A 26,959-nucleotide genomic window follows, 5' to 3' on the forward strand; every position below is an offset into this window, starting at 1 on the left:
GGCAACCCGGAGCAGCGAAAGCAGCTAAAGTGAAGGAAGGCTCACCCAGCCACCGCGTCTGACGCAATGCCCCTGAACGTGGCTTTGACAGAGGTCATCATGAAGATCCGCGAACTTGCCCAGCACTGGGAACAGAATGCCAAGGGACGCCTGAGCCCAACCGGTCATGTCCTGCACCTGGATATGGAAGCCCAAGCACGCCTCGCCGCACTGGCCGAGATGTACCCCAAGCGCCAGCCCGAGGAACTGCTTGGCGAACTGGTCGCCGCCGCCCTCGAGGAACTGGAAGCCAGCTTCCCCTATATCAAGGGTCAACAGGTGATCGCCACCGATGAAGAAGGCGACCCCTTGTACGAAGACATCGGCCCTACTCCGCGCTTCCTGGCCCTATCGAAGCGCTACTTGCATGACCTCAGTGAGGCAAGCGACGACAGCGCGCATTAAGTTCTGCTCAACGCCTTGCAGCCCCTGGGCACTCCCCTCGGAGTGCCCACCATACATCGCCGAACAAGGAAAGTTCCGGGTCAAAAGCGCTGACCAATCAGTCAGAAAAAAATCCATTCCAAATGAACTTTTTTCTGAACTATTCAAAAAACGCTTCGGTCACAGCCAATAGCCATCACGGTAAAACCCTGTAAATACGGGCGTTGCCGCGCTCGCAAAACGACAGGGAAACAGCGATGGACTGCTACGGACATCGTCGTTTATCAGGAGTGTTCCAATGGAGTTGACCATCATGAAGAGCCGTACCGCGAAAATCTCGTCCACTCATCTGCGCGGGCTCAAGCTTGCCGCGCTGGCCCTGGGCAGCAGCCTGGTACTGGCCGGCTGTGCTGGCAACCCGCCCACAGAACAGTACGCCGTAACGCAATCGGCGGTGAATTCTGCGGTCAGTGCCGGCGGCACCGAGTTTGCGGCCGTGGAAATGAAAGCGGCCCAGGACAAGTTCAAGCAGGCCGAGATCGCCATGCACGACAAGAAGTATGACGAAGCCAGGCGTCTGGCCGAACAGGCCGAGTGGGACGCCCGCGTCGCCGAACGCAAGGCGCAGGCAGCCAAGGCCGAGAAGGCCGTGCAAGACGCTCGCCAGGGCGTCCAGGACCTGCGAGAGGAAGGCATGCGCAGCGCTGAATAAGCCCGCCCCGCCAACCCGTGCATTCGTTATCGATCAAAGGATGAACCACTATGCGTAAACACGTCATGATTCCCGCCCTGCTGGCCCTGACCGTCGGCCTGGCTGCCTGCTCGCACCAGCCCAACCCGAACCTGGAATCGGCCCGCACCAATTTCTCCGCGTTGCAAAGCGACCCGCAGGCCAGCAAGCTCGCCGCCCTTGAAACCAAGGACGCCCAAGACTGGCTGAACAAGGCCGATAAGGCCTACATGGATCGCGAAGACGAGCAGAAAGTCGACCAACTGTCCTACCTGACCAACCAGCGTGTCGAACTGGCCAAGCAGACCATCGCCCTACGCACCGCTGAAGGCGACCTGAAGAATGCTGCCTCCCAGCGCGCCCAGGCCCGCCTCGACGCCCGCGACGCGCAGATCAAGAAACTTCAGGACAGCCTCAACGCCAAGCAGACCGATCGCGGCACCCTGGTGACCTTCGGTGACGTGCTGTTCGACTTCAACAAGGCTGAACTGAAAAGCAGCGCCCTACCCAATATCACCAAGCTGGCGCAGTTCCTCCAGGAGAACCCGGAGCGCAAGGTGATCGTTGAGGGCTACACAGACAGCGTCGGCTCTGCCAGCTACAACCAGGGCCTGTCCGAGCGCCGCGCCAACTCGGTGCGCATGGCGCTGGTACGTGCCGGCGTAGACCCGGCGCGCATCGTCGCCCAGGGTTACGGCAAGGAGTATCCGGTCGCCGACAACTCGAGCAACTCGGGCCGAGCCCAGAACCGTCGAGTGGAAGTGACCATTTCCAACGACAACCAGCCAGTGGCGCCGCGTTCGGTGAGCCAAGCCCGCTAAGGCTGTAGCTGCAAACGAAAACCCCGCCTTGATGGCGGGGTTTTCATTTTCGTTGTCGCTGCCAGCCCACTCGCCTGGGCCGCTACAGTCACTGCACCTGCTGCGGTGTTTCCTGCCCCATGCAGCGCACGGCCTGTTTCTTGTTGTCCACCAACACGCCGGTCAGGCCCTTCTGCTGGGTGTCGAACAATACCAGTACGCCATCGATGCACTGCGCCACCTGCGGCGCTGGGTTGAGCGAGACCTTGTAGTCCTCGCCCGGTACCGTCTTGAGCATGGTGAAGTCCGACAGCAGCAGAGCATCCTCCGGCTTGGCGAAATGCAGATAACCGTAGTACCAGAGGGTCCCCACCGTCACGATGATGCTGCCAATGCCGGTCAGGATCAGCGGGATGGCGTTGCGTTCTTCGCTCATTGCTTGTTTTTCTCGTCAGGGTAGTTAGGGACTTCGGCCAAGCGCCGGAGCCCGTTGAAATGCGCGGGGTCGTCCAGAAAACGCAGCATCACCTGACGCCAGGTCGGGTCGGCGAAAGTCTGCACATGGCCGCCTCGGGTCAGTTGCAGCACCCGCGGCGGCGGTGCGTGCCGGTACAGGCTGATGACGTTGTCCATGGGCACGATGGGGTCATCAATACTGTGGAAGAACAGTTTCGGCGGGTTATCGATCCGCTCGATCGAACGGATCGCACTGTCGCCATCGGGCACCAGCCAGGACAGTGGCACCTGCAACGGCCAGGTCAGCCAGGAGGTGCTGAGGGCGAAACGGCCGACCTCCCGGTAACTGGCCGGCACGCCATCGAACACCAGCGCCTGGAAGCGCTGGCGCTGCTCAGGGTGTGCCGCCAGGTAATGGATGCCCATGGCGCCACCGAGGCTCTGCCCGAGCAGCACCAGCGGCTTACCCTGCACTTGCGGGGCCTGCGCCAACCAGTCCAGCGCCGCCCCGATATCCTGGTAGACCGCCGGCAGGGTCGGCTTGCCCTGGGACAACCCGTAGCCACGGTAATCGATCATCAATACCTGGTATCCCTGCTCCGGCAGCCAGTAGCTCCCTCCCAGGTGCCAGGCCAGGTTGCCGCCATTGCCGTGCAGGTGCAGCACCGTGCCCTTGACGGCCACCCCGGCCTTGGCCGGCAGCCACCAGGCATGCAGGCGCGTGCCATCAGCGGCGGTCAGGGTCAGTTCACGAAAGGCCAGTTTCGCCCGTTCAGGGGTAAAGGGTTGGCCGGGCTCGGGATAGAACAGCAGGCTGCTGCATCCGGCTGGCCCCAGGAACAGGCTCAACAGCAGCAGACCTGGTACGGCCAATCGTCGGCAGGCCTCAGAGAATGTTCGCGTAGTCGGCTTCAATGCGATCCAGGCTCAGGTGGTTGAGGAAGTTGGAGAAGCACATCCAGGCCGACAGCGCGTTGAGGTCGCGGAACTGCTCCGGCAGGTACTTGGGCGGCTCCACCAGGCCTTCGTCGACCAGTTGGCGCAGGGTACGCATGTCTTCCAGGGTGGTCTTGCCACAGAACAGCAAGGGAATCTGCTCGAGTTTGCCCTTCTTCACGGCCAACTGAATGTAGTTGTAAACCATGATGAAACCCTTGAGGTAAGACAAGTCCTTGGTAAATGGCAAACCGTTGGGCACCGAGCCACGGAACACCCGGCTCGCATTCCCATAGCTTTCCGCCGCTTCGAAGCCCTGGCCGCGGAAGAACTCGTAGACCTGCATGAAGTCAGCCCCCTCCTCCACCATGTGGATGGCTCGGGTACGGTTGGTCAACTTGCGCAGGCGGCTGGGGTAGGAGGCGAAGGCGATGACTTCCATGAGAATGGCCAAGCCTTCCTGGGTCACGGTCGACGAGGGTGGGCCCTTGGCCAGGAAGGTACAGATCGGCTGGTTCAGGCCGTTGAGCGTGGTGCCGACATGCACCAGGCCTTCGTGGACCTCCAGGGCGCGCACATCACGGTTGTTGAACATGGCATCGGCGCGGATCTTGATGTAGTCGGCGCCCGCCGCAGCATCGGCGACGATACCGTCGGACTCGAACACGCGGATGGTCTCCTCGGCCTCGCCGAACACCCGGTTCAGACGGTGCTGGAGCAATGCCACCGCTTCCTTGGCCGTGAGACTCTTGGGTTCGTCCTTAAGGTCGCCGCGGCCATCGATGTTGTTCAGGTAGTCCGACAGCATCAGACCGAGATCGGCCAGGGTCGGATCGCCAGCGTGGAAGGCATCGGAGGCCGCACCGTAGAGATCCTGGGAGATCAGGCCGAAGTCCTCGGTACCACGCGCCTCGAGCATGCGCACCACCATGCGGTACTCCTTGCACATGCGCCGCATGATCTGTCCCACTGGGTTGAACTGACCGAGCTGGCGCGTGATGTCACGCTCGATGCTCTGGAATTCCGACTTCACCGCGCCGGAGTCGAACGACAGCGGACGCCCTTGGTAATAGGCACGGTCCACCGCGGGTGGTTCCTTGCCCCTGGCCTTGAGGAAACCCTGACGGATACTGTCATCCCACTTCACCGCATCGAGTACACGGATGGGCGTCTGCGCCGCGACAATCCGGTCGGATAACGCACGTATCGTCTGCTGGTACTCGTCCACCCCACACTCCTTGAGTCGAATCGCTTACTTGCTGGCCCGCTGGAAGCGCGCCACTTCAATGAACAGGTCGGAATTGGCCGGATCATCCAGATAGGCCAGGACCCGCTCCGAAGGGCTGTCGATCAACACGCCCCTGCCGTTCTCCTGCAGCCCCTCGGTGCTGCGTCCGGTCAGTTCCTTCTTCTCCACCGCCTGCTGGACCTGGTCGACATCGAGGTTGTAGAGCACCAGCTCGTTGCTGTCGATCACCTCGAAACCACCGATCAGGAAGTTGCCCCCCAGCCGCTTCGGCACACCGGCCGACAGGTACCAGCGATTGCCATGGTGGGAGACGGTAAAGACATACTCCTCAGGCGACTTGCCCTTGCCCCGGGCCACCGCCTTGTAGGCATCGCCGCCCATTCGGCTGATGCTCAGCTCCAGGGGCTCGCCCCAGGCATCCTTGCTGCTCCACTGGCCGAGCAGGGTCGTGGGCGCTGCCTCGTTGCTCGGCAGCGGCTCGTTGAAGGTCACCAGACAACCGCCGAGCAGCAGGAATGACAGGGTCAACAGCACACGCCAGGCTTTCATCAGGTTCTCCTTGAAAGAATCAGTCGCACCTCACGCCGAAGCCAGCACCAGGTGCAGGTATCGAGTAAGGATAGCGAGCATCTGCCCATCGGCTTGTGAATTCGCGTCCTTGAGCAGGACCTGATATTCCATCTGCTCGATAATTGCCGTCAACACCAAGGCATCCTGCTCAGGCTGGCGCGAACCAACCACCTGAAGCATCTGCCGGGCGCCGTGCAGGAGAATCTGCTCATGGGCGCGCACCAACTCGGCCAAGCGCGGGCTCAGCAGCGCCTCCTGGCGGAAGGCCTGTTCGGCCATGAGGAAGTCACGGCGGTTGTTGAACTGGCGGGTGACATAGTCGGCGGTCATGCGCGCTATCTCATCGGCCAGTTGGGCACGCGACTGTGCGCTGCCATCGCCCTGGGACATCAACTGGCGCAGCAACACCTCGGTGTTGGTCCAGAGCTTGGCCATGTACGCAGCACTGCGCTCGACATACTGGGCGAAGGTGTCGGCCAGCAGGTCCTCGATATCCTTGAAGTAGTAGGTGGTGGCCGACAGCGGCACCCCGGCTTCGGCGGCCACCGCGCGGTGGCGTACGCCGCGCACGCCGTCGCGGACGACGATGCGCATGGCGGCATCGAGAATCTGCTGGCGGCGCTGCTCGCTGCCCTGGCGGCTAGTCTTGCGTCCCTGGTACTGCACACTTTCAGCGACGGCGGTGGCCACGCCGGCCGCGCCTTGTTGGGACATTGCGGGTGTCATTGAGTACCTCGTGTCAATTTAGCCTTCGATTACCTGTACCGGCACAATCGCGGGCAAGCCCGCTCCTACAAGCCAGTAGGCAAGAAAAAGCCGCCCCGGAAGGTAATGCTGCTCACTTAAGACATCTATCGTATGGCTTGGGGCCGCTGCGCGCCCCATCGCGACACAAGGCCGCTCCCACAAGAGGCTTGCCGATACGTAAACGCGTGGCTTGCAAGCCCTCTGTGGGAGCGGCCTTGTGTCGCGATGGGGCTGCGTAGCAGCCCCACCTGAAGGTACCCCAGCGTAAGTGAGTAGCCATTACCCCGGGAGGCGGCTTGTTCAGGATGCTCAGGCCTGTGGGCGCATGTGCGGGAACAGGATCACGTCACGAATCGACGGCGAGTTGGTCAGCAACATCACCAGGCGGTCGATACCGATGCCCTCGCCGGCGGTCGGCGGCATGCCGTACTCCAGGGCGCGGACGAAGTCAGCGTCGAAGTGCATGGCTTCGTCGTCACCGGCGTCCTTCTCGGCGACCTGGGCCAGGAAACGCTCAGCCTGGTCCTCGGCGTCGTTGAGCTCGGAGTAGGCGTTGGCGATCTCGCGGCCACCGATGAACAGCTCGAAGCGATCGGTGACGTTGGGGTTCTTGTCGTTGCGACGCGCCAGTGGCGAGACTTCGAACGGGTATTCAGTGATGAAGTGCGGCTGCTCCAGTTTGTGCTCGACCAGCTCTTCGAAAATCATCACCTGCAGCTTGCCCAGGCCTTCGTGACCGAGGACTTTGGCACCGGCCTGCTTGGCAAGCTCACGCGCCTTGTCGACGTCCTGCAAGTCGGCTGCGGTGATCTCGGGGTTGTACTTGAGGATCGAGTCGAACACCGACAGGCGGGCGAACGGCTCGCCGAAGTGGAACACCTTGTCGCCGTACGGCACGTCGGTGCTGCCCAGCACCAACTGCGCCAGCTCGCGGAACAGCTCTTCGGTGAGGTCCATGTTGTCTTCGTAGTCAGCGTAGGCCTGGTAGAACTCGAGCATGGTGAACTCGGGGTTGTGCCGGGTCGAAACGCCTTCGTTGCGGAAGTTGCGGTTGATCTCGAAGACCTTCTCGAAACCACCGACCACCAGACGCTTGAGATACAGCTCCGGTGCGATACGCAGGAACATGGCCATATCCAGCGCATTGTGATGGGTCTCGAACGGCTTGGCCGCGGCACCACCAGGGATGGTCTGCAGCATCGGCGTCTCGACTTCGAGGAAGTCACGCTTGGCCAGGAAGCTGCGGATGTGCGAGATGACCTGGGAACGCACGCGGAAGGTGTGGCGGGTTTCCTCGTTGACCATCAGGTCGACATAACGCTGGCGGTAGCGCTGCTCGGTGTCGGTCAGGCCGTGGTGCTTGTCCGGCAGCGGACGCAGCGACTTGGTCAGCAGGCGCACGGTGGTCATCTCGACGTACAGGTCGCCCTTGCCGGAACGGGCCAGGGTGCCTTCAGCGGCGATGATGTCGCCCAGGTCCCAGGTCTTGACAGCGGCCAGGGTTTCTTCGGGCAGGGTCTTGCGGTTGACGTAGACCTGGATGCGCCCGGTCATGTCCTGGATGACCATGAACGAGCCACGGTTGAGCATGATTCGGCCGGCAACCTTGACCGGGATCGCTGCAGCTTCCAGTTCTTCCTTGGTCTTGTCGGCGTACTGCTTCTGCAGGTCGTCGCAGTAGTTGTCGCGGCGGAAGTCATTGGGGAAGGCCTGGCCCTTCGCACGCTCGGCGGCAAGTTTTTCCTTGCGCAGGGCGATCAGGGCGTTTTCTTCCTGTTGCAGGTCTTGCGGGTCGAGTTTGAGGTCGCTCATGTCGTCATCTTTTCCATCACGGGTTCATTGTCCCTTGCCCTGGCAAGGGATCGCGGGCAAGCCCGCTCCTACAGGAACGCGCCATGCCCGCGGCATCGGTGTGGAGGTTACAGCCCCTGTTTGAGGCTGGCCTCCAGGTATTCGTCGAGGTCACCGTCGAGCACCTTGTCGCAGTCGCTGCGCTCGACGCCAGTACGCAGGTCCTTGATCCGCGACGCGTCGAGCACATAGGAGCGGATCTGGTGGCCCCAGCCGATATCCGACTTGCTGTCTTCCAGGGCCTGGGAGGCAGCGTTGCGCTTCTGCATCTCCAGCTCGTACAACTTGGCCCGCAGCATCTTCATGGCGGTGTCCTTGTTGGCGTGCTGGGAGCGTTCGTTCTGGCAGCTGACCACGGTGTTGGTCGGTACGTGGGTGATCCGCACCGCCGAGTCGGTGGTGTTGACGTGCTGGCCACCCGCGCCGGAAGACCGGTAGGTGTCGATACGCAGGTCAGACGGGTTGATCTCGATTTCCACCTTGTCATCGATCTCCGGCGACACGAATACTGCCGAGAACGAAGTATGGCGGCGGTTGCCGGAATCGAACGGGCTCTTGCGTACCAGGCGGTGCACGCCAATCTCTGTGCGCAGCCAGCCGAAGGCATACTCGCCCTTGATGTGCAGGGTGGCGCCCTTGATGCCGGCGACTTCGCCCTCGGACAGCTCCATGATGGTGGTGTCGAAACCACGCTTGTCCGCCCAGCGCAGGTACATGCGCAGGAGGATGTTGGCCCAGTCCTGGGCTTCGGTGCCGCCGGAACCGGCCTGGATGTCCAGGTAGGCGTTGTTCATGTCCATCTCGCCGCTGAACATGCGGCGGAACTCGAGCTGGGCCAGGGACTGCTCGAGGCTCTCAAGCTCACTGACCACGTCGCCCACGGCGTTTTCGTCGTTCTCTTCGACGGCCATGTCCAGCAGGTCGCGGCAATCGGCCAGGCCTTCGGACAGCGTGTCCAGGGTTTCGACGATCTGTGCCAGGGTGGCGCGCTCGCGTCCCAGTTCCTGGGCGTATTCGGGCTTGTTCCAGACGTTCGGGTCTTCCAGCTCGCGGTTTACTTCGATCAGGCGGTCATGCTTCTGATCGTAGTCAAAGATACCCCCGAATGGATTCGGAACGCTCGGTCAGGTCCTTGATGGTGTTCAGGATCGGGTTGATTTCCATGGGCTAGGGACTCTCGTGCGTTGTGCTTTCAAAAGCGCAAGAGTATACCGCAACCCCGCGGTTTTGGTCAGCCCGGCGATCAGAACACTGGCCTGCTTAAGCGTCCTCTGGAGCGCGGCGCCCCACGCTGGCCGGTTGCCTCGCTCAGGCCACGCCCACCTGGTTGCGCCCATTGTTCTTGGCCAGGTACAAGCCCTTGTCGGCCGCCGAGATCAGTTGCCGGCAATGGCTGCCGATGACGGGTGTCTGAGTCGCCAGGCCAATGCTCACGGTCAGGCAGGCATCGGCCTCGGGCGCGGTGTGCGGGATGTTCATGGCCAGCACCGTCTGGCGCAGCTTCTCGGCGATCAGTCGCGCGCCGCCCGGCGAGGTACCGGGCAGGACCAAGGCGAACTCCTCGCCGCCGTAGCGGGCCGGCAGGTCGCTCGGCCGCGAGCAGGAGTTGCGGATGGCCTCGGCCACCTTGCACAAGGCCTCGTCGCCGGCCAGGTGGCCGAAGGTGTCGTTGAACGACTTGAAGTAGTCGACATCGATCATCAGCAGCGACAGTTGGCTCTGCTCGCGCATGGCACGGCGCCATTCCAGCTCCAGGTACTCGTCGAAATGACGACGGTTCGACAACCCGGTGAGGCCATCGGAATGCATCAGCCGCTGCAACACCAGGTTGGTGTCGAGCAATTGCTGCTGGCTGACGCGCAGGGCGCGGTAGGCCTCGTCGCGCTGCAACAGGGTCAGGTAGGAGCGCGAGTGGTAGCGGATCCGCGCTACCAGCTCGATATTATCCGGCAACTTGACCAGGTAATCGTTAGCACCGGCGGCGAAGGCAGCGCTCTTGACCAGCGGTTCCTCCTTGGTCGACAGAACGATGATCGGGATATCCTGGGTCACCGGGTTATTGCGGTACTCACGGACCAGCGTGAGGCCATCCAGCCCGGGCATGACCAAGTCCTGGAGAATGACCGTCGGCTTGATACGCATGGCCTGGGCAACAGCCTGGTGTGGGTCGGCGCAGAAGTGGAAATCGATGTTCTCTTCGTGCGCCAGGCCTCTCCGCACCGCCTCGCCGATCATCGCCTGATCGTCGATCAGCAGGACCATCGCCGAATTTTCGTTGGTAGTCTTGAAACCATCGATCGGTAAATCATTCATACGCATTCACCAGGTCACTGCCGGCCAGGCGGCGTGACTCAATACCTATCGTCATTTGGGGAAAACTTCCGTCAATCGTGCCGCAATCCGCTCGAGCGGGCGGACTTCCATTGCCGCGCCTATTGCCGCGGCCGCCTTGGGCATGCCGTACACGGCACTGCTGTGCTGGTCCTGGGCAATGGTCAGGAAACCCTGCTGGCGCATCAGTTTCAGGCCCTGGGCGCCATCCCGGCCCATGCCGGTCAGCAGCACGCCCACGGCATCGCCCGTCCAGCAGCAGGCCACGCTTTCGAAAAATACATCGATCGACGGCCGGTAGATTTCGTTGACCGGCTCGGCGGTATAGGCCAGTTGACCGCCCTTGAGCAGCCGGATGTGGTGGTTGGTCCCAGCCAGCAGTACCTGGCCCGGCTGCGGCGGTTCGCCTTCGCGGGCCAAGCGCACGGCCAGGCCCGAGACGCTACTGAGCCATTCTGCCATGCCCGCAGCGAAAACCTGGTCGACATGTTGCACCAGCACGATCGCGGCGGGAAAGTCCCGGGGCAGGCCCTTGAGGAGCACTTCGAGGGCTGCCGGGCCGCCGGCGGACGAACCGATGGCCACCAGGCCCCGGCGCTGTGCCGCTGCCCGTAAGGGAGCCACCAGGGGCCTGGGGCTGTTACCACGTTGCTGGCCGATCAGCCAGCCGATATTGAGGATCTTGCGCAATAACGGTGCCGCCGCTTCCCGCGCATCGCCGGCACCGAGGGCTGGAGTATCGACCACATCGAGGGCGCCGTGTCCCATGGCTTCGAACACCCGGTGCACGTTCTGCTTACGATCTACCGTGACGATGACGATGGCGCAGGGCGTCTCGGCCATGATCCGCCGGGTCGCCTCGACACCATCCATGACCGGCATGATCAGGTCCATGAGGATCAGGTCCGGAAGCTGTTCGGTGCAGCGCTGCACTGCTTCGGCCCCGTCGCCGGCTACCCAGATCACCTGGTGCGCCGGTTCGAAGGCCAACGCACGACGCAAGGCTTCCACGGCCATGGGCAGATCGTTGACGATGGCGATCCTCATCCCTGCGCACCTCCGATCAACTCGGTAACCGCATCCAGCAACGCATCATCATGGAAACTGGCCTTTGCCAAATAGTAGTCGGCTCCGGCATCCAGTCCACGGCGGCGGTCCTCTTCGCGATCCTTGTAGGACACCACCATGACTGGCAACGATTGCAAGCGATGGTCGCGGCGCACCAAGGTCACAAGCTCGATGCCGTCCATGCGCGGCATGTCGATGTCGGTGATCAGCAGGTCGAAATCCTCACTGCGCAGGGCGTTCCAGCCGTCCATGCCGTCGACCGCCACGGCAACCTCATAGCCGCGGTTGCCCAAGAGCTTGCGCTGCAGCTCGCGCACGGTGAGCGAGTCGTCGACCACCAGAACGCGTTTGCGCGCCGCCCCCCTGCCACTGCGAACACCACGCTCGATACGCTCCAGACGGCCGGTGCTGAGCAGCTTCTCGACCGAGCGCAGCAAGTCCTCGACATCGATGATCAACACCACCGCGCCATCGTCGAGCAAAGCACCGGCGGAAATGTCCTGGACCTTGCCCAAGCGCGGATCCAGCGGCATCACCACCAGCACCCGTTCGCCGATCAGGCGCTCGACGGCGACGCCATACAGTTGATCGCGCTCACGGATCACCACCACGCGGATATTCTGTTCATCGCTCTGGCCCGCAGGACGGTTGAGCAACTGGTTGGCGGCGACCAGGCCAATGTGCCGCTCCTCATGCCAGAAGTGCTGGCGCCCTTCTATCTGCACGATAGCCTCGGCTGGCACGTCCAAGGTGCGCTCGATGTGCGCCAGGGGGAACGCGTAGGCCTCGCCACCCACTTCCACCACCAGGCTGCGCACCACCGACAGGGTCAAGGGCACCTCCAGGTGAAAGCAACTGCCCTGGCCGCGAACCTGGGTCAACTCGATGGACCCGTGCAGCTCGCGCACCATGTGCTGCACAGCATCCAGCCCGACACCCCGCCCGGACACCTCGGTGACCTCGTCACGCAGGCTGAAGCCCGGCAGGAACAGGAAGGTGAGCAGCTCAGCCTCGCTCATCTGCGCCACGGTCTCGGCCGGAGACAGGGCCCGTTCGACGATGTTGTGGCGCAAGCGTTCCAGGTCGACCCCAGCACCGTCGTCACTGAGCTCCAGTACCAACAGCCCGGCCTGGTGGGAAGCCCGCAGGCGGATCACCCCCTCGTCCCGCTTGCCCGCCAGCAGGCGCCGCTCAGGTAGCTCGATGCCGTGGTCCACGGCATTGCGCAACAGGTGGGTAAGAGGAGCTTCGAGCTTCTCGAGGACGTCGCGGTCGACCTGGGTCTTCTCCCCTTCGATCTGCAGCCGCACCTGCTTGCCCAGCGAACGCCCCAGGTCCCGCACCATGCGGCTCTGCCCGGACAGCACATCGGCAAAGGGACGCATGCGGCAGGCCAAGGCGGTGTCATAGAGCAACTGCGCGCGCTGGCTGGCCTGCCAGCCGAATTCGTCCAAGTCGGCCGCCTGCTGTTGCAGGATCTGCTGTGTTTCGCCGAGCAGGCGCTGCGCCTGGGCCAAGGCATCGAGCACCTCGGCGCTCTGGCCGCCCGCTTCCAACTGCGCCTTCAGGCCATCCAGGGCGCGCATGCCCTGGCCATGCATGCGCTTGAGGCGCTGCAGGCTGGCCAGGTAGGCCTTCAGGCGCTGGGTTTCTACCAGCGATTTGCTCGACAGATCCAACAGATTGTTCAGACGCTCGGCGGTTACCCGCAACACCCGCTCGCCCCCTTCGGTCGCGCGCTTGCCCTTGCGCACCGTTGCCGGCTCGGCATCCACCTCAGGTGCCGGCTGGCTGCTGGAAGGTGCAACGGCTTCGGCCGGGCTGGACGACAGGCCCCGGCCAGGGGGCACGGACAGAGTGGTCGCGCCCGGGTCGAGCAAGGCAGCCATCTGCGCCAGAAACCCAGGAACCGCCGCTTCACCGGCGGCATCGCCCGGCGTGGCGATACGCATCAACAGGTCCGTGCCTTGAAGCAAGGCGTCGATGTGCTCCGCACGCAGCGACAGACGCCCTTCTTGCGCCGCGACCAGGCAATCCTCCATCACATGGGCGACACTGACACCGGCATCGACGCCCACGATCCGAGCCGCCCCCTTGAGGGAGTGGGCCGCCCGCATGCAGGCTTCCAGTTGGTCTGCCTGAGCCGGGTTGCGCTCCAGCGCCAGCAAGCCTGCGCTCAGTACCTGCGTCTGGGCCTCGGCCTCCAGGCTGAACAATTCGAGCAGCGATGCATCGCGCATTTGCTCTGGGGTCATGACAGGCTCCGGCTCACGGCTGACAGTACTTGTTGCTCATCCAACACCCGGACGCTGCGACCTCGCCATTGCAGGACCGCCGCAGTGAAGCGTGACGAACCCTGCTCAAGCCCAAGACGCGCCGGGTCCAACCCATGGATACCGTCGATCTCGTCGACCGGCATCACCACCGCGCCCCCTTGCGCCGCAAGGATCAGCATACGCGGCATCACCCGCCCGCCGCTGCGCTCGGCCGGCATGATGTCCAGGCCAAGCAGTTCGGCCAAGGACAGACAGGGCACCAGGGCGCCACGGACATTGGCCACGCCCTGCAGGACGCGGGAGCGTTGATGCGGCAGCGAATGCACCGGCTGCAGCGGGGCGATCTCGGCCAGGCAGGATGTCGCCAGGGCAAGCCACTCCTCCCCGAGACGGAACAACAGCATCGAACGCCCAACGGCCACCTCTTCCTGGCCGCCCTCTTCCACCCGGTCATCTTGAAGCAGGGCATAGCGATCGAGCAGGCGGGTCGCGGCCGCGGCGTAGACCTCGCAATTGCGGCAATGGATATGCCGGGCCAGCAAGGGGCACTGCTTGTCACCGTGGACGCCGATGCGGTTCCAGCAATCGTCGATGCTGTCAGCGTTGTCGTTGACCAACCGCACCGGGTGTTCTCCCCTCATTGTTCAGCCTCCCGGCCCAAGCGTGCAGCGCGCGCTTGCAGACGCCGGGCGCCGGCTTCGTCGCCCCGGGACGCCAGCAACGCCGCCAGGTGTACCAGGGCCTCGGGATGTTGCGGCTCCAAGTACAGCGCCTTGCGATAATGGCCTATGGCGGCCTGTCCATCACCCGCCGTGTCGCTGAGCAGGCCAAGCCAGTAATAGACTTGGGCCTTGGGCGAAAACTGTCGCAGGTAGCGCTCACAGGCCTCCCGGGCCTGGTCGCTGTTGCCCGCATTGGCCAGTTGCGCGATATGCGCCAACAACTCGGTCTCGCTTTCCCGACGCAGCGGCGCAGCCACAGGCTTGGGCAGCGGCCGCAAGGGCCGCGCCGTTATCGGGTCGAGACGCGGCAGGGCGATGCTAGCGGCAGGACGACGCGCAGAATGACCGGCATTGTCGACAACCGGGAGCCGGCTTTCACCCTGGCGGATATAGGCGAACGACTGGGCAATACCCAGCGGACGCATGCCCAGGCGCGCCAGCAGGCTGCCTTCGGCTGGCCCGATGAACAGAACGCCCTGGTCATGGGTCAAGCGCTTGAGTGCCTCGAAGGCTCGCTGCTGGGTCGGCACATCGAAATAGATCAGCAGGTTGCGGCAGAACACGAAGTCATACATGCCCTCCCGCGCTCCGAGCGCAGGGTCCAGGACATTGCCGACCTGCAGACTGACCTGTTGCCGGACACGCTCATCCAGGCGATGCCCGTCACCGGTGTCGCTGAAATGCTTCTCTCGAAACGCCAGGGCCGAGCCACGGAAGGCATTGCGCCCGTAAATGGCTTGTTCGCCCCGAGCGATGGCGCTGGGGCTGACATCCATGCCATCGACGCGGAACGACTGGCCATTCATGCCAGCATCGAGCAAAGCCATGGCGATCGAATAGGGTTCCTCGCCGGTCGAGCACGGCAGGCTCAAGATACGCAGCGCACGCGAGCCGCCCAGCTCGGCCAGACGCTTGTGGGCCAGGCCGACCAGGGCAGAGAAAGATTCGGGATAACGGAAGAACCAGGTCTCGGGAACGATGACCGCTTCGATCAGCGCCTGTTGCTCCTCTGCAGATTGCTGCAAGTGCCACCAGTAATCATCCAGGTCGCTGGCCTCGAGCACGCTGCAACGCTGGCGCAACGCACGCGTGACCATGGATGCGCCCACCGACTCGACATCCAGGCCGATGCGTTCCTGCAGGAAGCGGAAAAACCGCTGCTCGTCGCTCATGCCTGCTCCTGGATGGGCTCGCCGGGAAACAACAACTGACGGGCCTCATCCGGCAGCAGGTCGTTGACACTGATGCGCTGCAGCATGCCCTCGCTGTCCTGGCGCACGGGCCCCAGGTAAGGTGCCTCGCCGGTGTCCAAGCCATAGGGCTGGAATTCTCCGGAATGGCAACGCAGGGTATCGGTCGCCTGCTCGAGAATCAGGCCAAGCTGCAGATCCGGACGCTGGGCGTCGGCGCGGTAGTGCACCAGCACCAACCGCGTACTGGTGCGCAGGGGCGCAGGCTGGCCGAAGCTCAAACTGCTCATGTCGACCACCGGCACCAGAGCGCCGCGATGGGCCAGGATCCCGGCCACCCAGGCCGGCGCCTGGGCAATGGGCTTGAGCGCCCGGCGCGGCAACACCTCGATCACCTCGCGGGCATCCAGGGCGAAACGCTGGCCGGCGATCTGGAACACCAGGTACAGCACGCCTTTGGCAGCCGACGCCAGGTCTTGGCGGGAGTGAAGATCCGTCATCGCCGGTCAGACTTTGAAACGCGACACACCGCCGCGCAATCCGACAGCCACCTGGCTCAACTCATCGATGGCAAAGCTGGCCTGACGCAACGACTCCACCGTCTGGGTGCTGGCATCACTGAGCTGAGCCAGGGCCTGGTTGATCTGTTCGGCCCCGGTGGCCTGGGCCTGCATGCCCTCGTTGACCATCAGCACCCGCGGCGCCAGGGCCTGGACCTGATGGATGATCTGGGTCAGTTGCTCGCCCACCTGCTGCACCTCGAACATGCCCCTCCGCACTTCCTCGGAGAACTTGTCCATGCCCATGACCCCTGCCGATACCGCCGACTGGATCTCACGCACCATCTGCTCGATGTCGTAAGTGGCCACCGCGGTTTGGTCGGCCAGACGCCGGACCTCGGTGGCCACCACCGCGAACCCGCGCCCGTACTCACCGGCCTTTTCGGCCTCGATGGCGGCGTTGAGCGACAGCAGGTTGGTCTGGTCGGCCACCTTGACGATGGTCACCACCACTTGATTGATATTGCTCGCCTTCTCGTTGAGGATCGCCAGCTTGTTGTTGACCAGGTCAGCCGCGCCCATCACCTGGTGCATGGTCTCTTCCATGCGCGCCAGGCCTTGCTGACCGGACCCGGCGAGAATCGAGGCCTGGTCGGCGGCGGATGTCACTTCAGTCATGGTGCGGACCAGGTCCCGCGAGGTCGCGGCGATCTCCCGCGAAGTGGCGCCGATTTCCGTGGTGGTGGCAGCCGTCTCGGTGGCCGTGGCTTGCTGCTGCTTGGACGTGGCAGCGATCTCGGTCACCGAGGTGGTTACCTGGACCGATGAGCGCTGGGCCTGTGATACCAGGCTGCCCAGGGCCTCCATCATCTCGTTGAAGCCGGTCTCGATGGCATCGAACTCATCCTTGCGATCCAAGTTCAGGCGCGCGCTCAGGTCACCCGAGCGCAACTTGTCGAGGGCCTGGACGATGCGTCGCATGGGAGCGGTGATGATACGCAGCAGCACCAGGCCACAGATCCCCGCAGCGACGATCGCCAGCACCAGCGACACGATCATGCTGCCCTTGGCGGTGCCCACTGCACTGACGATAGCGTCGGTGGCCTGCCCGGCAGTCTCTCGGTTGCGCTCGATCACGCCGTTGAGGTGCTTGCGCCCAGTCTCCCAGGCCGGCGTCAGGGACTCTGCGATCAGGCGCTCGGCTTCGGCGTAGTCCTTTTGCCGGTAGGCCTGCAGGGTCTGGTCGAGGATCTTGAGGTAATCCTCCTCTTGCCGGACGAAAGCGTCGAAGCTGGCCTGCTCCTCGGGCGAACTGATGGTCGCCTGGTAGCTGGCCATGTGCTGTTTGAGACGGTCATCGAAGCTCTTGAACAGTTCCAGGTCAGAGGAGCTGATCTCGCGGTGGTGGTTCAGCCCTACCAGTTGCTGGCTGGTCACATAGCTGTCGACCCAGGCCCCCCGGATCATCGAGCTGTAGTAGACGCCGGGAATGCTGTGGGAACCTACCGCCTGCGCGCTGGACTCGATCGCTACCAGCCGCGAATAGGCGGCCACGATCATCAACAGCATGATGGCGATGATCACAGCAAAACTTGCCAGGATCCGTTGGCGCAAGGTCCAGTTCTTCAAGGTCAGCCCTCAGGGGTTCGATGCGAGCAGGAAAAATGGGCAGAGTATAGCCCAGCCACCTGGCGCATTCGCGGCTGACTTCAGCGGGCATCCATGCCCTTGCACCTCATTGACCAGTCGCGATCCTGACCTGGCTCTCCAGCTCCTGGCGCAGGACAGGATCCAACTGCAACTGACGGGCCAACTCGTCCAGATAGGCCCGCTCCATGAAGTTCTCCTGATCGACCAGCATCACGCTGGCGATGTACATCTCCGCCGCCATTTCCGGGGTCTGCGCGGCGCGGGCGACATCGGCCGGATCCAACGGTTTGTTCAGTTCGGCGTGCAGCCAATGTTGCAGTTCGCTGTCATTGTCCAGCTTGACGAACTCGCCTTCGATCAGTTCACGCTCACGCTCGTCGATATGCCCGTCGGACTTGGCCGCGGCCACCAGCGCCTTGAGGATGGCCTGGCTGTGCTGCTCGACCTGGGCAGTGGGGAGGCGGTCCAGGGTCTGCGGCTCGGTCGGGGCATTGCCGCCCTGGCGGGCCTGCCAGTTGCCATAGGCCTTGTACGCCAACACACCAAGCGCAGCCAGGCCACCATAGGTGAGCGCCTTGCCGCCATACTTGCGCGCCTTCTTGTTGCCCAACAGCAAGCCCATGGCGCCAGCCGCCAGCGCCCCGCCACCTGCACCGGAAAGCAAGCTGCCAAGGCCACCAGCGCTCTTGCCACCACCCAGCAACTCGCCCAGGCCGGAGGCCTTGCCTGCGGCGCCTTTGCTTTGTGGGTTCTGCAGCAGTTCCTGGCCGGACTTGAGCAACTGGTCGAGCAGACCTCGGGTGTTCATTGCACACCTCCTCATAGGGAAAGAAAACCCCAGATTAGGACCATTGCCTGAACCCATGCTTAATGCACTTGCATCCAGATGTTTCCCGCGGCCTGAGCCTCTAACCTGCCCTGCATGCCAGCGTAGCCGTAAAGGCCGAGCTGGCAGACAAGAGCATCAATCAGTGAGTGTGCGACGTCCTCACCCAGGCTGCCTACCGCCGAGCGCCTTCAATCACGCAGGTCCGACTCATGAATCGGGTTCTCGCGGCTGGTCGCCCGCTGGTACTGCGCCGGCCAAGTGGCCCTGTTGCCACCCAGGTCGTCATCGGCGTGCAGCGGCCAATACGGGTCGCGCAACAGCTCACGAGCCAGCAGGATGACATCGGCCTGACCGGTACGCAGGATGTGTTCGGCCTGGGCCGGCTCGGTGATCATGCCAACGGTGCCGGTGGCGATCCCGGACTCCTTGCGCACGCGCTCGGCGAAGCGCGTCTGGTACCCCGGCCCGGTGGGAATCTCGGCATGCACCGAGGTACCGCCGGAAGACACATCGATGAGGTCCGCGCCGAGGGCCTTCAGGCGCCGCGCCAGTTCCACTGTTTCGTCCGGGTTCCAGCCATCCTCGACCCAGTCGGTGGCCGACACTCGCACGAACAACGGCAGATCCTCAGGCCAGACCTCACGGACCGCCTCGGTGACCTGCAAGGTCAGGCGGATGCGGTTTTCGAAACAGCTGCCATAACGGTCGCGGCGCTGGTTGCTCAGGGGCGAAAGGAACTGATGTAGCAGGTAACCATGGGCGGCGTGCACCTCGACCACCTTGAACCCGGCCGTCAGCGCGCGCTGCGCAGAGGCCACGAAAGCCTGGATGATGCCCTCGATCTCGCCTTCATCCAGCTCATGGGGAACGGTATGCTCCGGATCGAAGGCAATCTTCGACGGCCCCACCGGCTGCCAGCCACCCTCCTCGACTTTGACGCTGCCATGCTTGCCCAGCCAAGGCCTGTGGGTACTGGCCTTGCGACCGGCATGGGCCAGTTGGATGCCGGGAACGGCGCCTTGGGCGGTGATAAAACGGGTAATGCGCTGCAACGGCGGGATCTGGGCATCGTCCCACAGGCCCAAGTCCTCGGCGGTGATGCGGCCATCGGCGGTCACGGCAGTGGCTTCGGTGAACACCAGGCCAGCCCCACCAACGGCGCGGCTGCCCAAGTGCACCAGGTGCCAGTCATTGGCCAGGCCATCGACACTCGAATACTGGCACATTGGTGATACGGCAATACGGTTGGGCAAGGTCAGCTGACGCAGGGTGTAAGGCTCAAGCAGCAGGCTCATGAGGGCACCTCCCAGGGACTCCAATGGTGGTCCGGCCTGGACACTCATGCATGCCCGTGGTCCAGTACCGGTCCTCTTGAGCCTAGACCAGTTTGCCCTGCCTCGGTCAGCGCGCTTCCATGTGAGCGATCATCAGTTGCACGCTTTCCTGCCCACGGAACTCGTTGACATCAAGCTTGTAGGCCAGTTCGACCCAGCGCACCGTAGGGTTCGGCCAAACCTCGCGGTCGATGCCGAAGGCAATGCCGTCCAGCTTCACCGAGCCACATTCGCTCTTGAGTACCACCTTCAGGTGGCGCTCGCCGACCACCCGCTGTTCGACCAGCTGGAACAGGCCGTGGAACAGGGGTTCAGGGAAGTGCTGGCCCCAAGGGCCGGCGTGACGCAAGGCCCTGGCCAGCTCCAGGTGAAACTCCTCGACCGCCAGGCTGCCGTCGGACAGCAGGCGGCCGGTCAGGTCCTCCTCGCGCAACTGACGCCGTACTTCCTCGTCGAAGGCCTGGGCGAAGGCCGGGAAGTTGTCAGCTGGCAACGACAGGCCGGCGGCCATGGCGTGGCCACCGAACTTGCTTATCAATTGAGGGTGGCGTGCGGCCACGGCATCCAAGGCATCACGGATATGAAAGCCCGGGACCGAACGCGCCGAGCCCTTGAGCATGCCATCACCGGCATCGGCGAAGGCAATGGTCGGGCGGTGGTAACGCTCTTTCAAACGCGATGCCAGGATGCCGATCACGCCCTGGTGCCAATCCGCTTCGAACAGGCATAGGCCATAGGGCATGGACTCCAGCGGCAGGTCCTTGAGCTGGGCCAAGGCTTCGCGCTGCATGCCCTGTTCAATGGACTTGCGGTCCTGGTTCAATTCATCGAGCTGCGTCGCCATTTCCCGGGCCAGAGCCGGGTCATCGCACAGCAGGCACTCGATGCCCAGGCTCATGTCGTCCAGGCGCCCTGCCGCGTTCAGCCGTGGACCAAGAATGAACCCCAGGTCAGTGGAGGTGATGCGAGCATGATCGCGCCGGGCCACTTCCAGGATCGCCTTGAGCCCAGGACGCGCGCGCCCGGCGCGGATACGCTCGAGGCCCTGGTGCACAAGGATCCGGTTGTTGGCATCCAACGGCACCACGTCAGCGACACTGCCCAGCGCCACCAGGTCAAGCAGCTCACCGATGTTCGGCTGTGGGCGGGTCTCGTAACGACCCAGGCTGCGCAAACGCGCTCGCAGGGCCATGAGTACATAGAAAATCACCCCGACCCCGGCCAGGGACTTGCTCGGGAAGCCACAACCCGGCTGGTTCGGATTGACGATGGCGTCCGCCTGCGGCAATTGCTCGCCCGGCAGGTGGTGGTCGGTAACCAGCACCTTGAGCCCGGCGGCCTTGGCTGCGGCGACACCCTCGACGCTGGAGATACCGTTATCCACCGTGACCAGCAACTGAGGTTCGCGGCCCAGGGCAACCTGAACGATCTCGGGGGTCAGGCCATAGCCGTACTCGAAGCGGTTGGGCACTAGGTAATCGACATGGGCCGCGCCCAACAAGCGCAGGCCAAGGACCCCGACGGTGCTGGCGGTGGCACCATCGGCATCGAAGTCACCGACGATGAGGATGCGCTGGCGCTGGTCCAGCGCGTCGACCAGCAGGTCGACCGCCGCGTCGATGCCCTTGAGCTCCTGGAACGGCAGCAGGCGGGCCAGGCTTTTGTCCAGTTCGGCTTCGGACTGGACGCCACGGGCGGCGTACAGACGCGTCAGCAAAGGTGGCAGGTTGCCGAGAAATGGCAGAGTCGGCGGCAGGGGACGGGGTTCGATGCGCATGGTGGTCTTCGACAATCAGGAGGATTCAGGTCAGCCGCGCTCGCCGAGCAGCCATTCGAGCTGCACTTCGTGCTGGCCACGGTCATCGGTGACGAAGACCGTACCTTCGCTGATCATCACGTCCCACTTGATCGCCCGCGGCATGTCGGTGGCCAGGGTTTCCAGCACATCCTGCGGCACCGCCGCGATATTGAGGTTCTTCAGGCCCTTGACCGCATCGACTACCTTGTTCTGCCAGACCCGCAGGCTGCCATAGGCCAGCAAGCTGGTACGCTCGGTGCGGCGCGAACACCAGGTCAGACGCTCGGCATCCGGCTGCCCCACCTCGATCCAGTGCAGGATGCGGTCATCCAGGCTCTTTTCCCACAGGGCCGCCTCGTCCACATCCGACAGGCCCCGACCGAAAGCCAGGCGCTCGTTGTACCAGAGGGCATAGGCCAGCAACCGCACGGCCATGCGTTCTTCGGTTTCCGAAGGGTGACGGGCGATGGTCTGCTTGATGCTTTCGTAAACACCGCGATCGAGGTCGGTCAGGTTCAGTTCGAATTTGTAGGTAGTGGACGGCTGGGCCATGGGACGGACTTCTTGCGCAAGAAAAGTCGCACAGTCTAACCGATCCTGGCTTCCTTGCGTCGCGGCAGTATCTGCCATTGACGACCTATGATAAAACCTGTCGCTCTGCCCAGTTGCCACGGACGCCCCATGCCTACGCCCAGCAAACCCCTCGCCGGCCTGAAAGTCATCGAACTCGGCACCCTGATCGCCGGTCCCTTTGCCTCCCGCATCTGCGCCGAGTTCGGCGCCCAGGTGGTCAAGGTCGAATCGCCCGACGGCGGCGACCCGCTGCGCAAGTGGCGCAAGCTGTACGAGGGGACTTCGCTATGGTGGTTCGTGCAGGCACGCAACAAGCAGTCGCTCACCCTCAACCTCAAGCACCCGGAGGGCCGCGAGATCCTCAAGCGGCTGCTGGCTGACGCCGACATCCTGATCGAGAACTTCCGCCCCGGCGTGCTGGAGAAACTCGGCCTGGGTTGGGACCTGCTGCATGAACTCAACCCCCGCTTGGTCATGGTACGCCTGTCCGGCTTCGGTCAGACCGGGCCGATGAAGGACCAGCCGGGTTTCGGCGCAGTCGGCGAATCCATGGGCGGACTGCGCTACATCACCGGTTTCGAAGACCGTCCGCCAGTGCGTACCGGAATCTCCATCGGTGACTCCATTGCCGCGCTGTGGGGGGTGATCGGCGCGTTGATGGCGCTACGCCACCGCGAAGTCAATGGCGGCGAAGGGCAGGTTGTGGACGTGGCCCTCTACGAGGCGATCTTCGCCATGATGGAAAGCATGGTCCCGGAGTTCGACGTGTTCGGCTTCATCCGTGAGCGCACGGGCAACATCATGCCGGGCATCACCCCTTCCTCCATCCACACCAGCGCCGATGGCCGGCATGTGCAGATCGGCGCCAATGGCGATGCCATCTTCAAGCGCTTCATGCAGGCCATTGGTCGCGACGACCTGGCCAACGATCCTTCCCTGGCCACCAACGATGGCCGCGACCTGCGCCGGGACGAGATCTACGGCGTGATCGACCGCTGGGCCAACGGTTTGCCGCTGGAGCAACTGATGCAGGTGCTCAACGACGCGCAGGTGCCCGCCAGCCGTATCTATTCGGCCGAAGACATGTTCAACGACCCCCAGTTCCTGGCCCGGGAAATGTTCCTCCAGGCCAAGCTGCCGGATGGCAAGCCCTTCAAGATGCCCGGCATCGTGCCCAAGCTCTCGCAGACGCCCGGCTCTACCGAATGGGTCGGTCCGGCGCTGGGCGAGCACACCGAGCCCCTGCTCTCCGCCTTGGGCTATGACGCTGCCGCCATTGCCCGCCTGCGCGAGTCGGGTGCGGTCTGACCCGCGCTGGCCAGAACGCTCCCCATGCGCGTCCGCTCCAGAGGTCGATACCGCTGTGCCATGGCGATGCTCTGCGGCATGCTGCCTGCATTGCTGAGCCCGCCCACGGAGGCCAAGGAGCGCCTGTTCTGGCTGCTACGCGACCTGCCGCCTTTCACCATCTTCGAAGGCTCGGAAAAGGGCCAGGGCGTGATCGACCGCATGCTGCCCATGCTGATCGACAACATGCCGCAGTACGACGCCAGCATCATCCGGGTCAACCGGGCCCGTGGCATCCAGATTCTCCAGGAGCCGAGCTTCACCTGCGATCCCACCTTGCTATGGACGCCCGAACGAGACCGCTACGTGCATTTCTCGGAGCCCTTCCTCGGTGTGCTGAGCAGCGGACTGGTGGTGCGCAAGCAGGACCAGGCCATGCTCGAACCTTACCTGGATGGACAACAGGTGGACCTCAAGGGGCTCCTGGCACAAACCCGGCTCAAGCTCGGGATAGTCGCCGAACGCAGCTACAGCACCCAGGTCGATGACATCCTGCGCGCCCTGCCGGACAGCTCTCTCAGACGGCACTACGGCAATGACGCCGTGGCCAGCCTGCTGCAGATGCAGCAGTTGGGCCGCTTGCAACTGGTGCTCGGCTACTGGCCTGAGGTGCGTTACCTGATCCAGCAGCAAGGGGGCTCGGTCGAGGACTATGCCTTCCATCCCATCCAGGGTGTCGCCCGCTACCAGTTCTTCCACGTAGGCTGCTCCGACACCCCACAGGGACGCGAAGCCATCGGTCATATCAACCAACTGCTGCGCTCCCTGCGTCGCCACACCCTGCCCGGCCTCTACGCCCATTGGCTGGCCCCGGAGCTGCGCAGCGGCTACCTAGAGGCTGCGCGGCAATTCTTCGACGAAGCAGCGCACACACCCCCAGCCATGAAACGGGCAAAAGAAACCCCGGACGCTGGGGAGAACGCCCGGGGCTAAACGAAAGTCCTGACGAACCTCGCACGACAGCCAGCCAACACCGGAGCAAAGCGCCGCACGACTGTCCTTACGGGTCTGACGGAGCGCTCAGGCAAAGGTTCCCTGAGCCTGTTGTTGGTGCCGCTGCGCGGCGATCACGCAAGGCTGGAGCCGCCCTTCGGCGATCTGCAAGTCACGGTGCAAGCCGTCCACCAGGTCAATGAGCAGGCGCTGGTCCAGCAGTTGTCCAGGCATCACCGCTCGCTTCAGAACCAGGCTGCCCTGGTTGTCATACACCTGCAGCGACAGGCGCCCATTGGCATTCTCGTCGTCCAACCGGGCCTGGTAGGGGGTCAAGGCATCATTGAGCAATCTGCAGATTCTTTCCATCCGGCTTACCACTCGCTTGGCTTGGGGAGATGCAAAACTGACCATCGGACGCAGCGGAAAGTTCGTCGCAGCGCGCCCTTTCAGTGAGCATGCTCGACCGATATGACAGTTTTCCTGTCTGCCAGATCTGTGCTGTCACGACCACTGCGAAAGAGCTGCAACCTGCGCCGCAGGGCGAGGACCGACAAAGGCCAAGCCAACTCGCCCAGCACCCACATGCGCAAACCGCGCGCCTCCTGGCCCAGGTCGCAGCCCCTCGCGTGCGGCCGACCGACAAAAAGAAGCGCCCGCACCCGTTGCTGCGCCGCCAGGAGCTCGAGCAATGCCCGCCCCTCCTCCGGCCGCATGGCGTGGTCGAGCACCAGCAGATCGATACGCGCCTTGCGCACCAGCAGCTCCCGGGTGCGTGCCAGGGTGTCGGACACCTGCACGTCGAAAACGCCCAGGGCATTGAATGCTTGGTGCATGAGCATCAGGTGAAAGGGGCGCTCTTGATGAATCAGGATGCTGAGCCGCTGCATGAACATCTCCCCGGAACAGACGCGCCCTGCTGGGCAAAGCGCATCACTTTAGGAGAGCGCCGAACAGGCTCACAGAGGAAAAATCCGAAAGAACCAGCGGAAAACACAACAAGCACAAACGAAAAAGCCCGTCACAGGACGTAATGCTGGGCCGCTGCGCGCCCCATCGCGACACAAGGCCGCTCCCACAAGAGGCTGCCGATACGTAAACGCGCGGCTTGCAAGCCCTCTGTGGGAGCGGCCTTGTGTCGCGATGGGGCTGCGTAGCTCCCCCACCTGTAGGCACTCCAGCTTAAGTGAACAGCATTGCGTCACAGGACGGGCTTCTTCCACACGACATATTTCTTACAGCGGCTTGCCGCGATTGCCATGCTGGCTGACAAAGGCCTGGACAGCTTTCAGGTCGTTGGCCAGCACTGTGTAGCGCTCTTCACGGCTGAACAGGTCGCTCAGGTGGGCCGGCAGCTCCAGGGCCTTGCCGACACCGGCCTTTTCCACCGCCTCAGGGAACTTGACCGGATGCGCGGTGCCCAGCACCACCATCGGCATGTCCAGGCTGCGACGGCATTCACGGGCGGCCTTGACGCCGATCGCGGTGTGCGGGTCGAGCACTTCGCCGGTGCTGGCAAAGACTTCTGCGATGGTTTCGCAAGTCTGCGCATCATCCACCGCCAGGGAATCGAACAGCTTGCGCGCTTCTGTCCAGCGGTCCTGCTCGACGCTGAAACCACCGCCTTGCTTGAAGCTGTCCATCAGCTCGGCAATCGCGGCGCCGCTGCGCCCGTGCAGGTCGAACAGCAGGCGTTCGAAGTTCGACGAAACCATGATGTCCATCGACGGCGACAGGGTCGCGTGCAGGGTTTCCTTGACGTACTGGTTACCACTCATGAAGCGGTGCAGGATGTCGTTGCGGTTGGTCGCAACGATCAGCTGGCTGACCGGCAGGCCCATGTTGCGTGCCAGGTAGCCGGCGAAGATGTCGCCGAAGTTGCCGGTCGGCACCGAGAAGGCCACCGAGCGGGCCGGGCCGCCCAACTGCAGCGCGGCATGGAAGTAGTAGACAATCTGGGCCATGATCCGCGCCCAGTTGATCGAGTTGACCGCCACCAGGCGAGTGCCCTTGAGGAAGCCCTGGTCGGCGAAGCTGGCCTTGACCATCTCCTGGCAGTCATCGAAGTTGCCTTCGATGGCGATGTTATGGATGTTGTCGCCGAAGATAGTGGTCATCTGCCGACGCTGCACTTCCGACACGCGCTGGTGCGGGTGCAGGATGAAGATGTCGACGTTGTCGCAACGGCGGCAGCCTTCGATGGCTGCGGAACCGGTGTCACCGCTGGTCGCGCCGATGATCACTACGCGCTCGCCGCGCTTGGCCAGGATGTGGTCGAGTAGGCGGCCGAGCAGTTGCAGGGCGAAGTCCTTGAACGCCAGGGTCGGACCGTGGAACAGCTCCAGGACCCATTCGTTGCTGTTCAGCTGGCGCAACGGAGCGACCGCGGCGTGGGCGAACTCGCCGTAGGTTTCCTCGAGGATCTTCTTGAAATCGGCGTCGGCGATGCTCCCGGTAACGAACGGGCGCATCACCCGGAAGGCCAGTTCGTGATACGGCAGGCCGGCCCAAGAGGCGATTTCTTCCTGGGTGAAGCGTGGCAGGTTTTCCGGCACGTACAGGCCGCCATCGCTGGCCAGGCCGGCCAGCAGGACATCTTCGAAATTCAGGGCCGGTGCCTGGCCGCGGGTGCTGATATAACGCATT

26 protein-coding genes and 1 pseudogene are annotated in these 26,959 nt (G+C 63.5%); 6 read left to right on the plus strand and 21 right to left on the minus strand.

The window, feature by feature from the left end; all coding sequences use genetic code 11:
- Window positions 1-99: 99 nt before the first annotated feature.
- The 3 genes from ACYU03_RS20015 to ACYU03_RS20025 all read left to right on the plus strand — a co-directional run bounded on the left by ACYU03_RS20015 (window position 100) and on the right by ACYU03_RS20025 (window position 1,974).
- The gene (locus ACYU03_RS20015) at window positions 100-444 is read left to right on the plus strand and encodes a pilin assembly protein (RefSeq protein ID WP_461886360.1); all 345 of its coding nucleotides are present in this window, start codon (window positions 100-102) and stop codon (window positions 442-444) included.
- 277 nt (window positions 445-721) lie between these two features.
- Window positions 722-1,135 (plus strand): DUF4398 domain-containing protein, encoded by a 414-nt coding sequence (locus tag ACYU03_RS20020; protein ID WP_461886361.1) that lies wholly within the window; start codon window positions 722-724, stop codon window positions 1,133-1,135.
- Between the two features lie 50 nt (window positions 1,136-1,185).
- Window positions 1,186-1,974 (plus strand): OmpA family protein, encoded by a 789-nt coding sequence (locus ACYU03_RS20025; RefSeq protein WP_461886362.1) that lies wholly within the window; start codon window positions 1,186-1,188, stop codon window positions 1,972-1,974.
- An 88-nt stretch (window positions 1,975-2,062) separates the two neighbouring features.
- On the opposite strand, the gene ACYU03_RS20030 is transcribed toward ACYU03_RS20025, so the two are convergent.
- The 15 genes from ACYU03_RS20030 to ACYU03_RS20100 all read right to left on the minus strand — a co-directional run bounded on the left by ACYU03_RS20030 (window position 2,063) and on the right by ACYU03_RS20100 (window position 18,307).
- Window positions 2,063-2,389, minus strand: a complete 327-nt coding sequence (locus ACYU03_RS20030; RefSeq protein WP_461886363.1) for a hypothetical protein — start codon at window positions 2,387-2,389, stop codon at window positions 2,063-2,065.
- Window positions 2,386-3,324, minus strand: a complete 939-nt coding sequence (locus ACYU03_RS20035; protein ID WP_461886364.1) for an alpha/beta hydrolase — start codon at window positions 3,322-3,324, stop codon at window positions 2,386-2,388. Before ACYU03_RS20035 ends, ACYU03_RS20030 begins: the two co-directional genes overlap by 4 nt.
- Complete coding sequence (locus tag ACYU03_RS20040; protein WP_461886365.1) at window positions 3,296-4,573, minus strand: flavohemoglobin expression-modulating QEGLA motif protein; 1,278 nt, start codon at window positions 4,571-4,573, stop codon at window positions 3,296-3,298. The genes ACYU03_RS20035 and ACYU03_RS20040 overlap by 29 nt, the downstream gene beginning before the upstream one ends.
- A 24-nt stretch (window positions 4,574-4,597) precedes the next feature.
- A complete protein-coding gene (locus ACYU03_RS20045) occupies window positions 4,598-5,143 on the minus strand; it encodes a hypothetical protein (RefSeq protein ID WP_461886366.1) in 546 nt (181 codons plus the stop codon).
- Between the two features lie 30 nt (window positions 5,144-5,173).
- Window positions 5,174-5,878, minus strand: coding sequence for a TetR/AcrR family transcriptional regulator (locus ACYU03_RS20050; protein ID WP_461886367.1), 705 nt, complete (start codon window positions 5,876-5,878; stop codon window positions 5,174-5,176).
- A 342-nt stretch (window positions 5,879-6,220) separates the two neighbouring features.
- Window positions 6,221-7,723, minus strand: coding sequence for a lysine--tRNA ligase (gene lysS / locus ACYU03_RS20055; protein WP_461886368.1), 1,503 nt, complete (start codon window positions 7,721-7,723; stop codon window positions 6,221-6,223).
- 107 nt (window positions 7,724-7,830) lie between these two features.
- Window positions 7,831-8,926 (minus strand): peptide chain release factor 2 gene (prfB, locus tag ACYU03_RS20060; RefSeq protein ID WP_461886369.1). Its coding sequence is split into 2 segments (ribosomal slippage): window positions 7,831-8,853 and window positions 8,855-8,926, totalling 1,095 coding nucleotides; the frame shifts between segments, so codons are not numbered across the junction.
- A 144-nt stretch (window positions 8,927-9,070) separates the two neighbouring features.
- Entirely contained in the window at window positions 9,071-10,075 is a 1,005-nt protein-coding gene (locus ACYU03_RS20065; protein WP_461886370.1) for a diguanylate cyclase, read from the minus strand.
- 51 nt (window positions 10,076-10,126) lie between these two features.
- On the minus strand, window positions 10,127-11,140 hold the full coding sequence (gene cheB, locus ACYU03_RS20070) for a chemotaxis-specific protein-glutamate methyltransferase CheB (RefSeq protein WP_461886371.1): 1,014 nt from the start codon (window positions 11,138-11,140) through the stop codon (window positions 10,127-10,129).
- Window positions 11,137-13,416, minus strand: coding sequence for a response regulator (locus ACYU03_RS20075; protein WP_461886372.1), 2,280 nt, complete (start codon window positions 13,414-13,416; stop codon window positions 11,137-11,139). Before ACYU03_RS20075 ends, cheB begins: the two co-directional genes overlap by 4 nt.
- Window positions 13,413-14,078: a chemotaxis protein CheW gene (locus ACYU03_RS20080; RefSeq protein ID WP_461886373.1), complete on the minus strand. Its 666-nt coding sequence runs from the start codon at window positions 14,076-14,078 to the stop codon at window positions 13,413-13,415. The genes ACYU03_RS20075 and ACYU03_RS20080 overlap by 4 nt, the downstream gene beginning before the upstream one ends.
- On the minus strand, window positions 14,075-15,331 hold the full coding sequence (locus tag ACYU03_RS20085) for a CheR family methyltransferase (RefSeq protein WP_461886374.1): 1,257 nt from the start codon (window positions 15,329-15,331) through the stop codon (window positions 14,075-14,077). The genes ACYU03_RS20080 and ACYU03_RS20085 overlap by 4 nt, the downstream gene beginning before the upstream one ends.
- A complete protein-coding gene (locus ACYU03_RS20090; protein WP_461886375.1) occupies window positions 15,328-15,849 on the minus strand; it encodes a chemotaxis protein CheW in 522 nt (173 codons plus the stop codon). The genes ACYU03_RS20085 and ACYU03_RS20090 overlap by 4 nt, the downstream gene beginning before the upstream one ends.
- Before the next feature lie 6 nt (window positions 15,850-15,855).
- Window positions 15,856-17,478 carry a methyl-accepting chemotaxis protein gene (locus ACYU03_RS20095; protein ID WP_461886376.1) on the minus strand — a complete coding sequence of 541 codons (1,623 nt, stop codon included), beginning with the start codon at window positions 17,476-17,478 and terminating at the stop codon, window positions 15,856-15,858.
- Between the two features lie 106 nt (window positions 17,479-17,584).
- Window positions 17,585-18,307: a tellurite resistance TerB family protein gene (locus tag ACYU03_RS20100; protein ID WP_461886377.1), complete on the minus strand. Its 723-nt coding sequence runs from the start codon at window positions 18,305-18,307 to the stop codon at window positions 17,585-17,587.
- Window positions 18,308-18,411: 104 nt separating this feature from the next.
- Between ACYU03_RS20100 and ACYU03_RS20105 the strand changes: the two are divergent.
- A pseudogene (locus ACYU03_RS20105) lies at window positions 18,412-18,474 on the plus strand (toxin-antitoxin system HicB family antitoxin); the annotation flags it as partial.
- Between the two features lie 42 nt (window positions 18,475-18,516).
- On the opposite strand, the gene ACYU03_RS20110 reads toward ACYU03_RS20105, so the two are convergent.
- From ACYU03_RS20110 to ACYU03_RS20120, 3 genes are all read right to left on the minus strand, one after another.
- Window positions 18,517-19,623, minus strand: coding sequence for an NADH:flavin oxidoreductase/NADH oxidase (locus ACYU03_RS20110; RefSeq protein WP_461886378.1), 1,107 nt, complete (start codon window positions 19,621-19,623; stop codon window positions 18,517-18,519).
- Window positions 19,624-19,729: 106 nt separating this feature from the next.
- Entirely contained in the window at window positions 19,730-21,439 is a 1,710-nt protein-coding gene (gene recJ, locus ACYU03_RS20115; protein WP_461886379.1) for a single-stranded-DNA-specific exonuclease RecJ, read from the minus strand.
- A 30-nt stretch (window positions 21,440-21,469) separates the two neighbouring features.
- Window positions 21,470-22,012: a YaeQ family protein gene (locus ACYU03_RS20120; RefSeq protein ID WP_461886380.1), complete on the minus strand. Its 543-nt coding sequence runs from the start codon at window positions 22,010-22,012 to the stop codon at window positions 21,470-21,472.
- Between the two features lie 129 nt (window positions 22,013-22,141).
- On the opposite strand from ACYU03_RS20120, the gene ACYU03_RS20125 reads away from it, so the two are divergent.
- Together ACYU03_RS20125 and ACYU03_RS20130 are read left to right on the plus strand one after the other, a co-directional pair.
- Window positions 22,142-23,341: a CaiB/BaiF CoA transferase family protein gene (locus tag ACYU03_RS20125; protein ID WP_461886381.1), complete on the plus strand. Its 1,200-nt coding sequence runs from the start codon at window positions 22,142-22,144 to the stop codon at window positions 23,339-23,341.
- Between the two features lie 60 nt (window positions 23,342-23,401).
- Window positions 23,402-24,313 carry a TIGR02285 family protein gene (locus tag ACYU03_RS20130; protein ID WP_461891510.1) on the plus strand — a complete coding sequence of 304 codons (912 nt, stop codon included), beginning with the start codon at window positions 23,402-23,404 and terminating at the stop codon, window positions 24,311-24,313.
- An 87-nt stretch (window positions 24,314-24,400) separates the two neighbouring features.
- Here ACYU03_RS20130 and ACYU03_RS20135 read toward each other — a convergent pair whose 3' ends face one another.
- The 3 genes from ACYU03_RS20135 to thrC all read right to left on the minus strand — a co-directional run bounded on the left by ACYU03_RS20135 (window position 24,401) and on the right by thrC (window position 26,958).
- Complete coding sequence (locus ACYU03_RS20135; RefSeq protein ID WP_461886382.1) at window positions 24,401-24,682, minus strand: DUF3509 domain-containing protein; 282 nt, start codon at window positions 24,680-24,682, stop codon at window positions 24,401-24,403.
- 80 nt (window positions 24,683-24,762) lie between these two features.
- Window positions 24,763-25,203 (minus strand): histidine kinase, encoded by a 441-nt coding sequence (locus tag ACYU03_RS20140; protein ID WP_461886383.1) that lies wholly within the window; start codon window positions 25,201-25,203, stop codon window positions 24,763-24,765.
- A gap of 345 nt (window positions 25,204-25,548) precedes the next feature.
- On the minus strand, window positions 25,549-26,958 hold the full coding sequence (gene thrC / locus ACYU03_RS20145; RefSeq protein ID WP_461886384.1) for a threonine synthase: 1,410 nt from the start codon (window positions 26,956-26,958) through the stop codon (window positions 25,549-25,551).
- Between the last annotated feature and the right edge of the window lies 1 nt (window position 26,959).

This window comes from Pseudomonas sp. X10, from assembly GCF_054889225.1.

What these genes read in the sequence shown, in the direction of transcription:
- ACYU03_RS20015 (WP_461886360.1), top strand. Translation starts at nt 100, where the DNA reads ATGAAGATCCGCGAACTTGCCCAGCACTGGGAACAGAATGCCAAGGGA.
- ACYU03_RS20020 (WP_461886361.1), top strand. Translation starts at nt 722, where the DNA reads ATGGAGTTGACCATCATGAAGAGCCGTACCGCGAAAATCTCGTCCACT.
- ACYU03_RS20025 (WP_461886362.1), top strand. Translation starts at nt 1,186, where the DNA reads ATGCGTAAACACGTCATGATTCCCGCCCTGCTGGCCCTGACCGTCGGC.
- ACYU03_RS20030 (WP_461886363.1), bottom strand. Translation starts at nt 2,389, where the DNA reads ATGAGCGAAGAACGCAACGCCATCCCGCTGATCCTGACCGGCATTGGC.
- ACYU03_RS20045 (WP_461886366.1), bottom strand. Translation starts at nt 5,143, where the DNA reads ATGAAAGCCTGGCGTGTGCTGTTGACCCTGTCATTCCTGCTGCTCGGC.
- ACYU03_RS20050 (WP_461886367.1), bottom strand. Translation starts at nt 5,878, where the DNA reads ATGTCCCAACAAGGCGCGGCCGGCGTGGCCACCGCCGTCGCTGAAAGT.
- lysS (WP_461886368.1), bottom strand. Translation starts at nt 7,723, where the DNA reads ATGAGCGACCTCAAACTCGACCCGCAAGACCTGCAACAGGAAGAAAAC.
- ACYU03_RS20065 (WP_461886370.1), bottom strand. Translation starts at nt 10,075, where the DNA reads ATGAATGATTTACCGATCGATGGTTTCAAGACTACCAACGAAAATTCG.
- cheB (WP_461886371.1), bottom strand. Translation starts at nt 11,140, where the DNA reads ATGAGGATCGCCATCGTCAACGATCTGCCCATGGCCGTGGAAGCCTTG.
- ACYU03_RS20075 (WP_461886372.1), bottom strand. Translation starts at nt 13,416, where the DNA reads ATGACCCCAGAGCAAATGCGCGATGCATCGCTGCTCGAATTGTTCAGC.
- ACYU03_RS20080 (WP_461886373.1), bottom strand. Translation starts at nt 14,078, where the DNA reads ATGAGGGGAGAACACCCGGTGCGGTTGGTCAACGACAACGCTGACAGC.
- ACYU03_RS20085 (WP_461886374.1), bottom strand. Translation starts at nt 15,331, where the DNA reads ATGAGCGACGAGCAGCGGTTTTTCCGCTTCCTGCAGGAACGCATCGGC.
- ACYU03_RS20090 (WP_461886375.1), bottom strand. Translation starts at nt 15,849, where the DNA reads ATGACGGATCTTCACTCCCGCCAAGACCTGGCGTCGGCTGCCAAAGGC.
- ACYU03_RS20100 (WP_461886377.1), bottom strand. Translation starts at nt 18,307, where the DNA reads ATGAACACCCGAGGTCTGCTCGACCAGTTGCTCAAGTCCGGCCAGGAA.
- ACYU03_RS20110 (WP_461886378.1), bottom strand. Translation starts at nt 19,623, where the DNA reads ATGAGCCTGCTGCTTGAGCCTTACACCCTGCGTCAGCTGACCTTGCCC.
- recJ (WP_461886379.1), bottom strand. Translation starts at nt 21,439, where the DNA reads ATGCGCATCGAACCCCGTCCCCTGCCGCCGACTCTGCCATTTCTCGGC.
- ACYU03_RS20120 (WP_461886380.1), bottom strand. Translation starts at nt 22,012, where the DNA reads ATGGCCCAGCCGTCCACTACCTACAAATTCGAACTGAACCTGACCGAC.
- ACYU03_RS20125 (WP_461886381.1), top strand. Translation starts at nt 22,142, where the DNA reads ATGCCTACGCCCAGCAAACCCCTCGCCGGCCTGAAAGTCATCGAACTC.
- ACYU03_RS20130 (WP_461891510.1), top strand. Translation starts at nt 23,402, where the DNA reads ATGGCGATGCTCTGCGGCATGCTGCCTGCATTGCTGAGCCCGCCCACG.
- ACYU03_RS20135 (WP_461886382.1), bottom strand. Translation starts at nt 24,682, where the DNA reads ATGGAAAGAATCTGCAGATTGCTCAATGATGCCTTGACCCCCTACCAG.
- ACYU03_RS20140 (WP_461886383.1), bottom strand. Translation starts at nt 25,203, where the DNA reads ATGCAGCGGCTCAGCATCCTGATTCATCAAGAGCGCCCCTTTCACCTG.
- thrC (WP_461886384.1), bottom strand. Translation starts at nt 26,958, where the DNA reads ATGCGTTATATCAGCACCCGCGGCCAGGCACCGGCCCTGAATTTCGAA.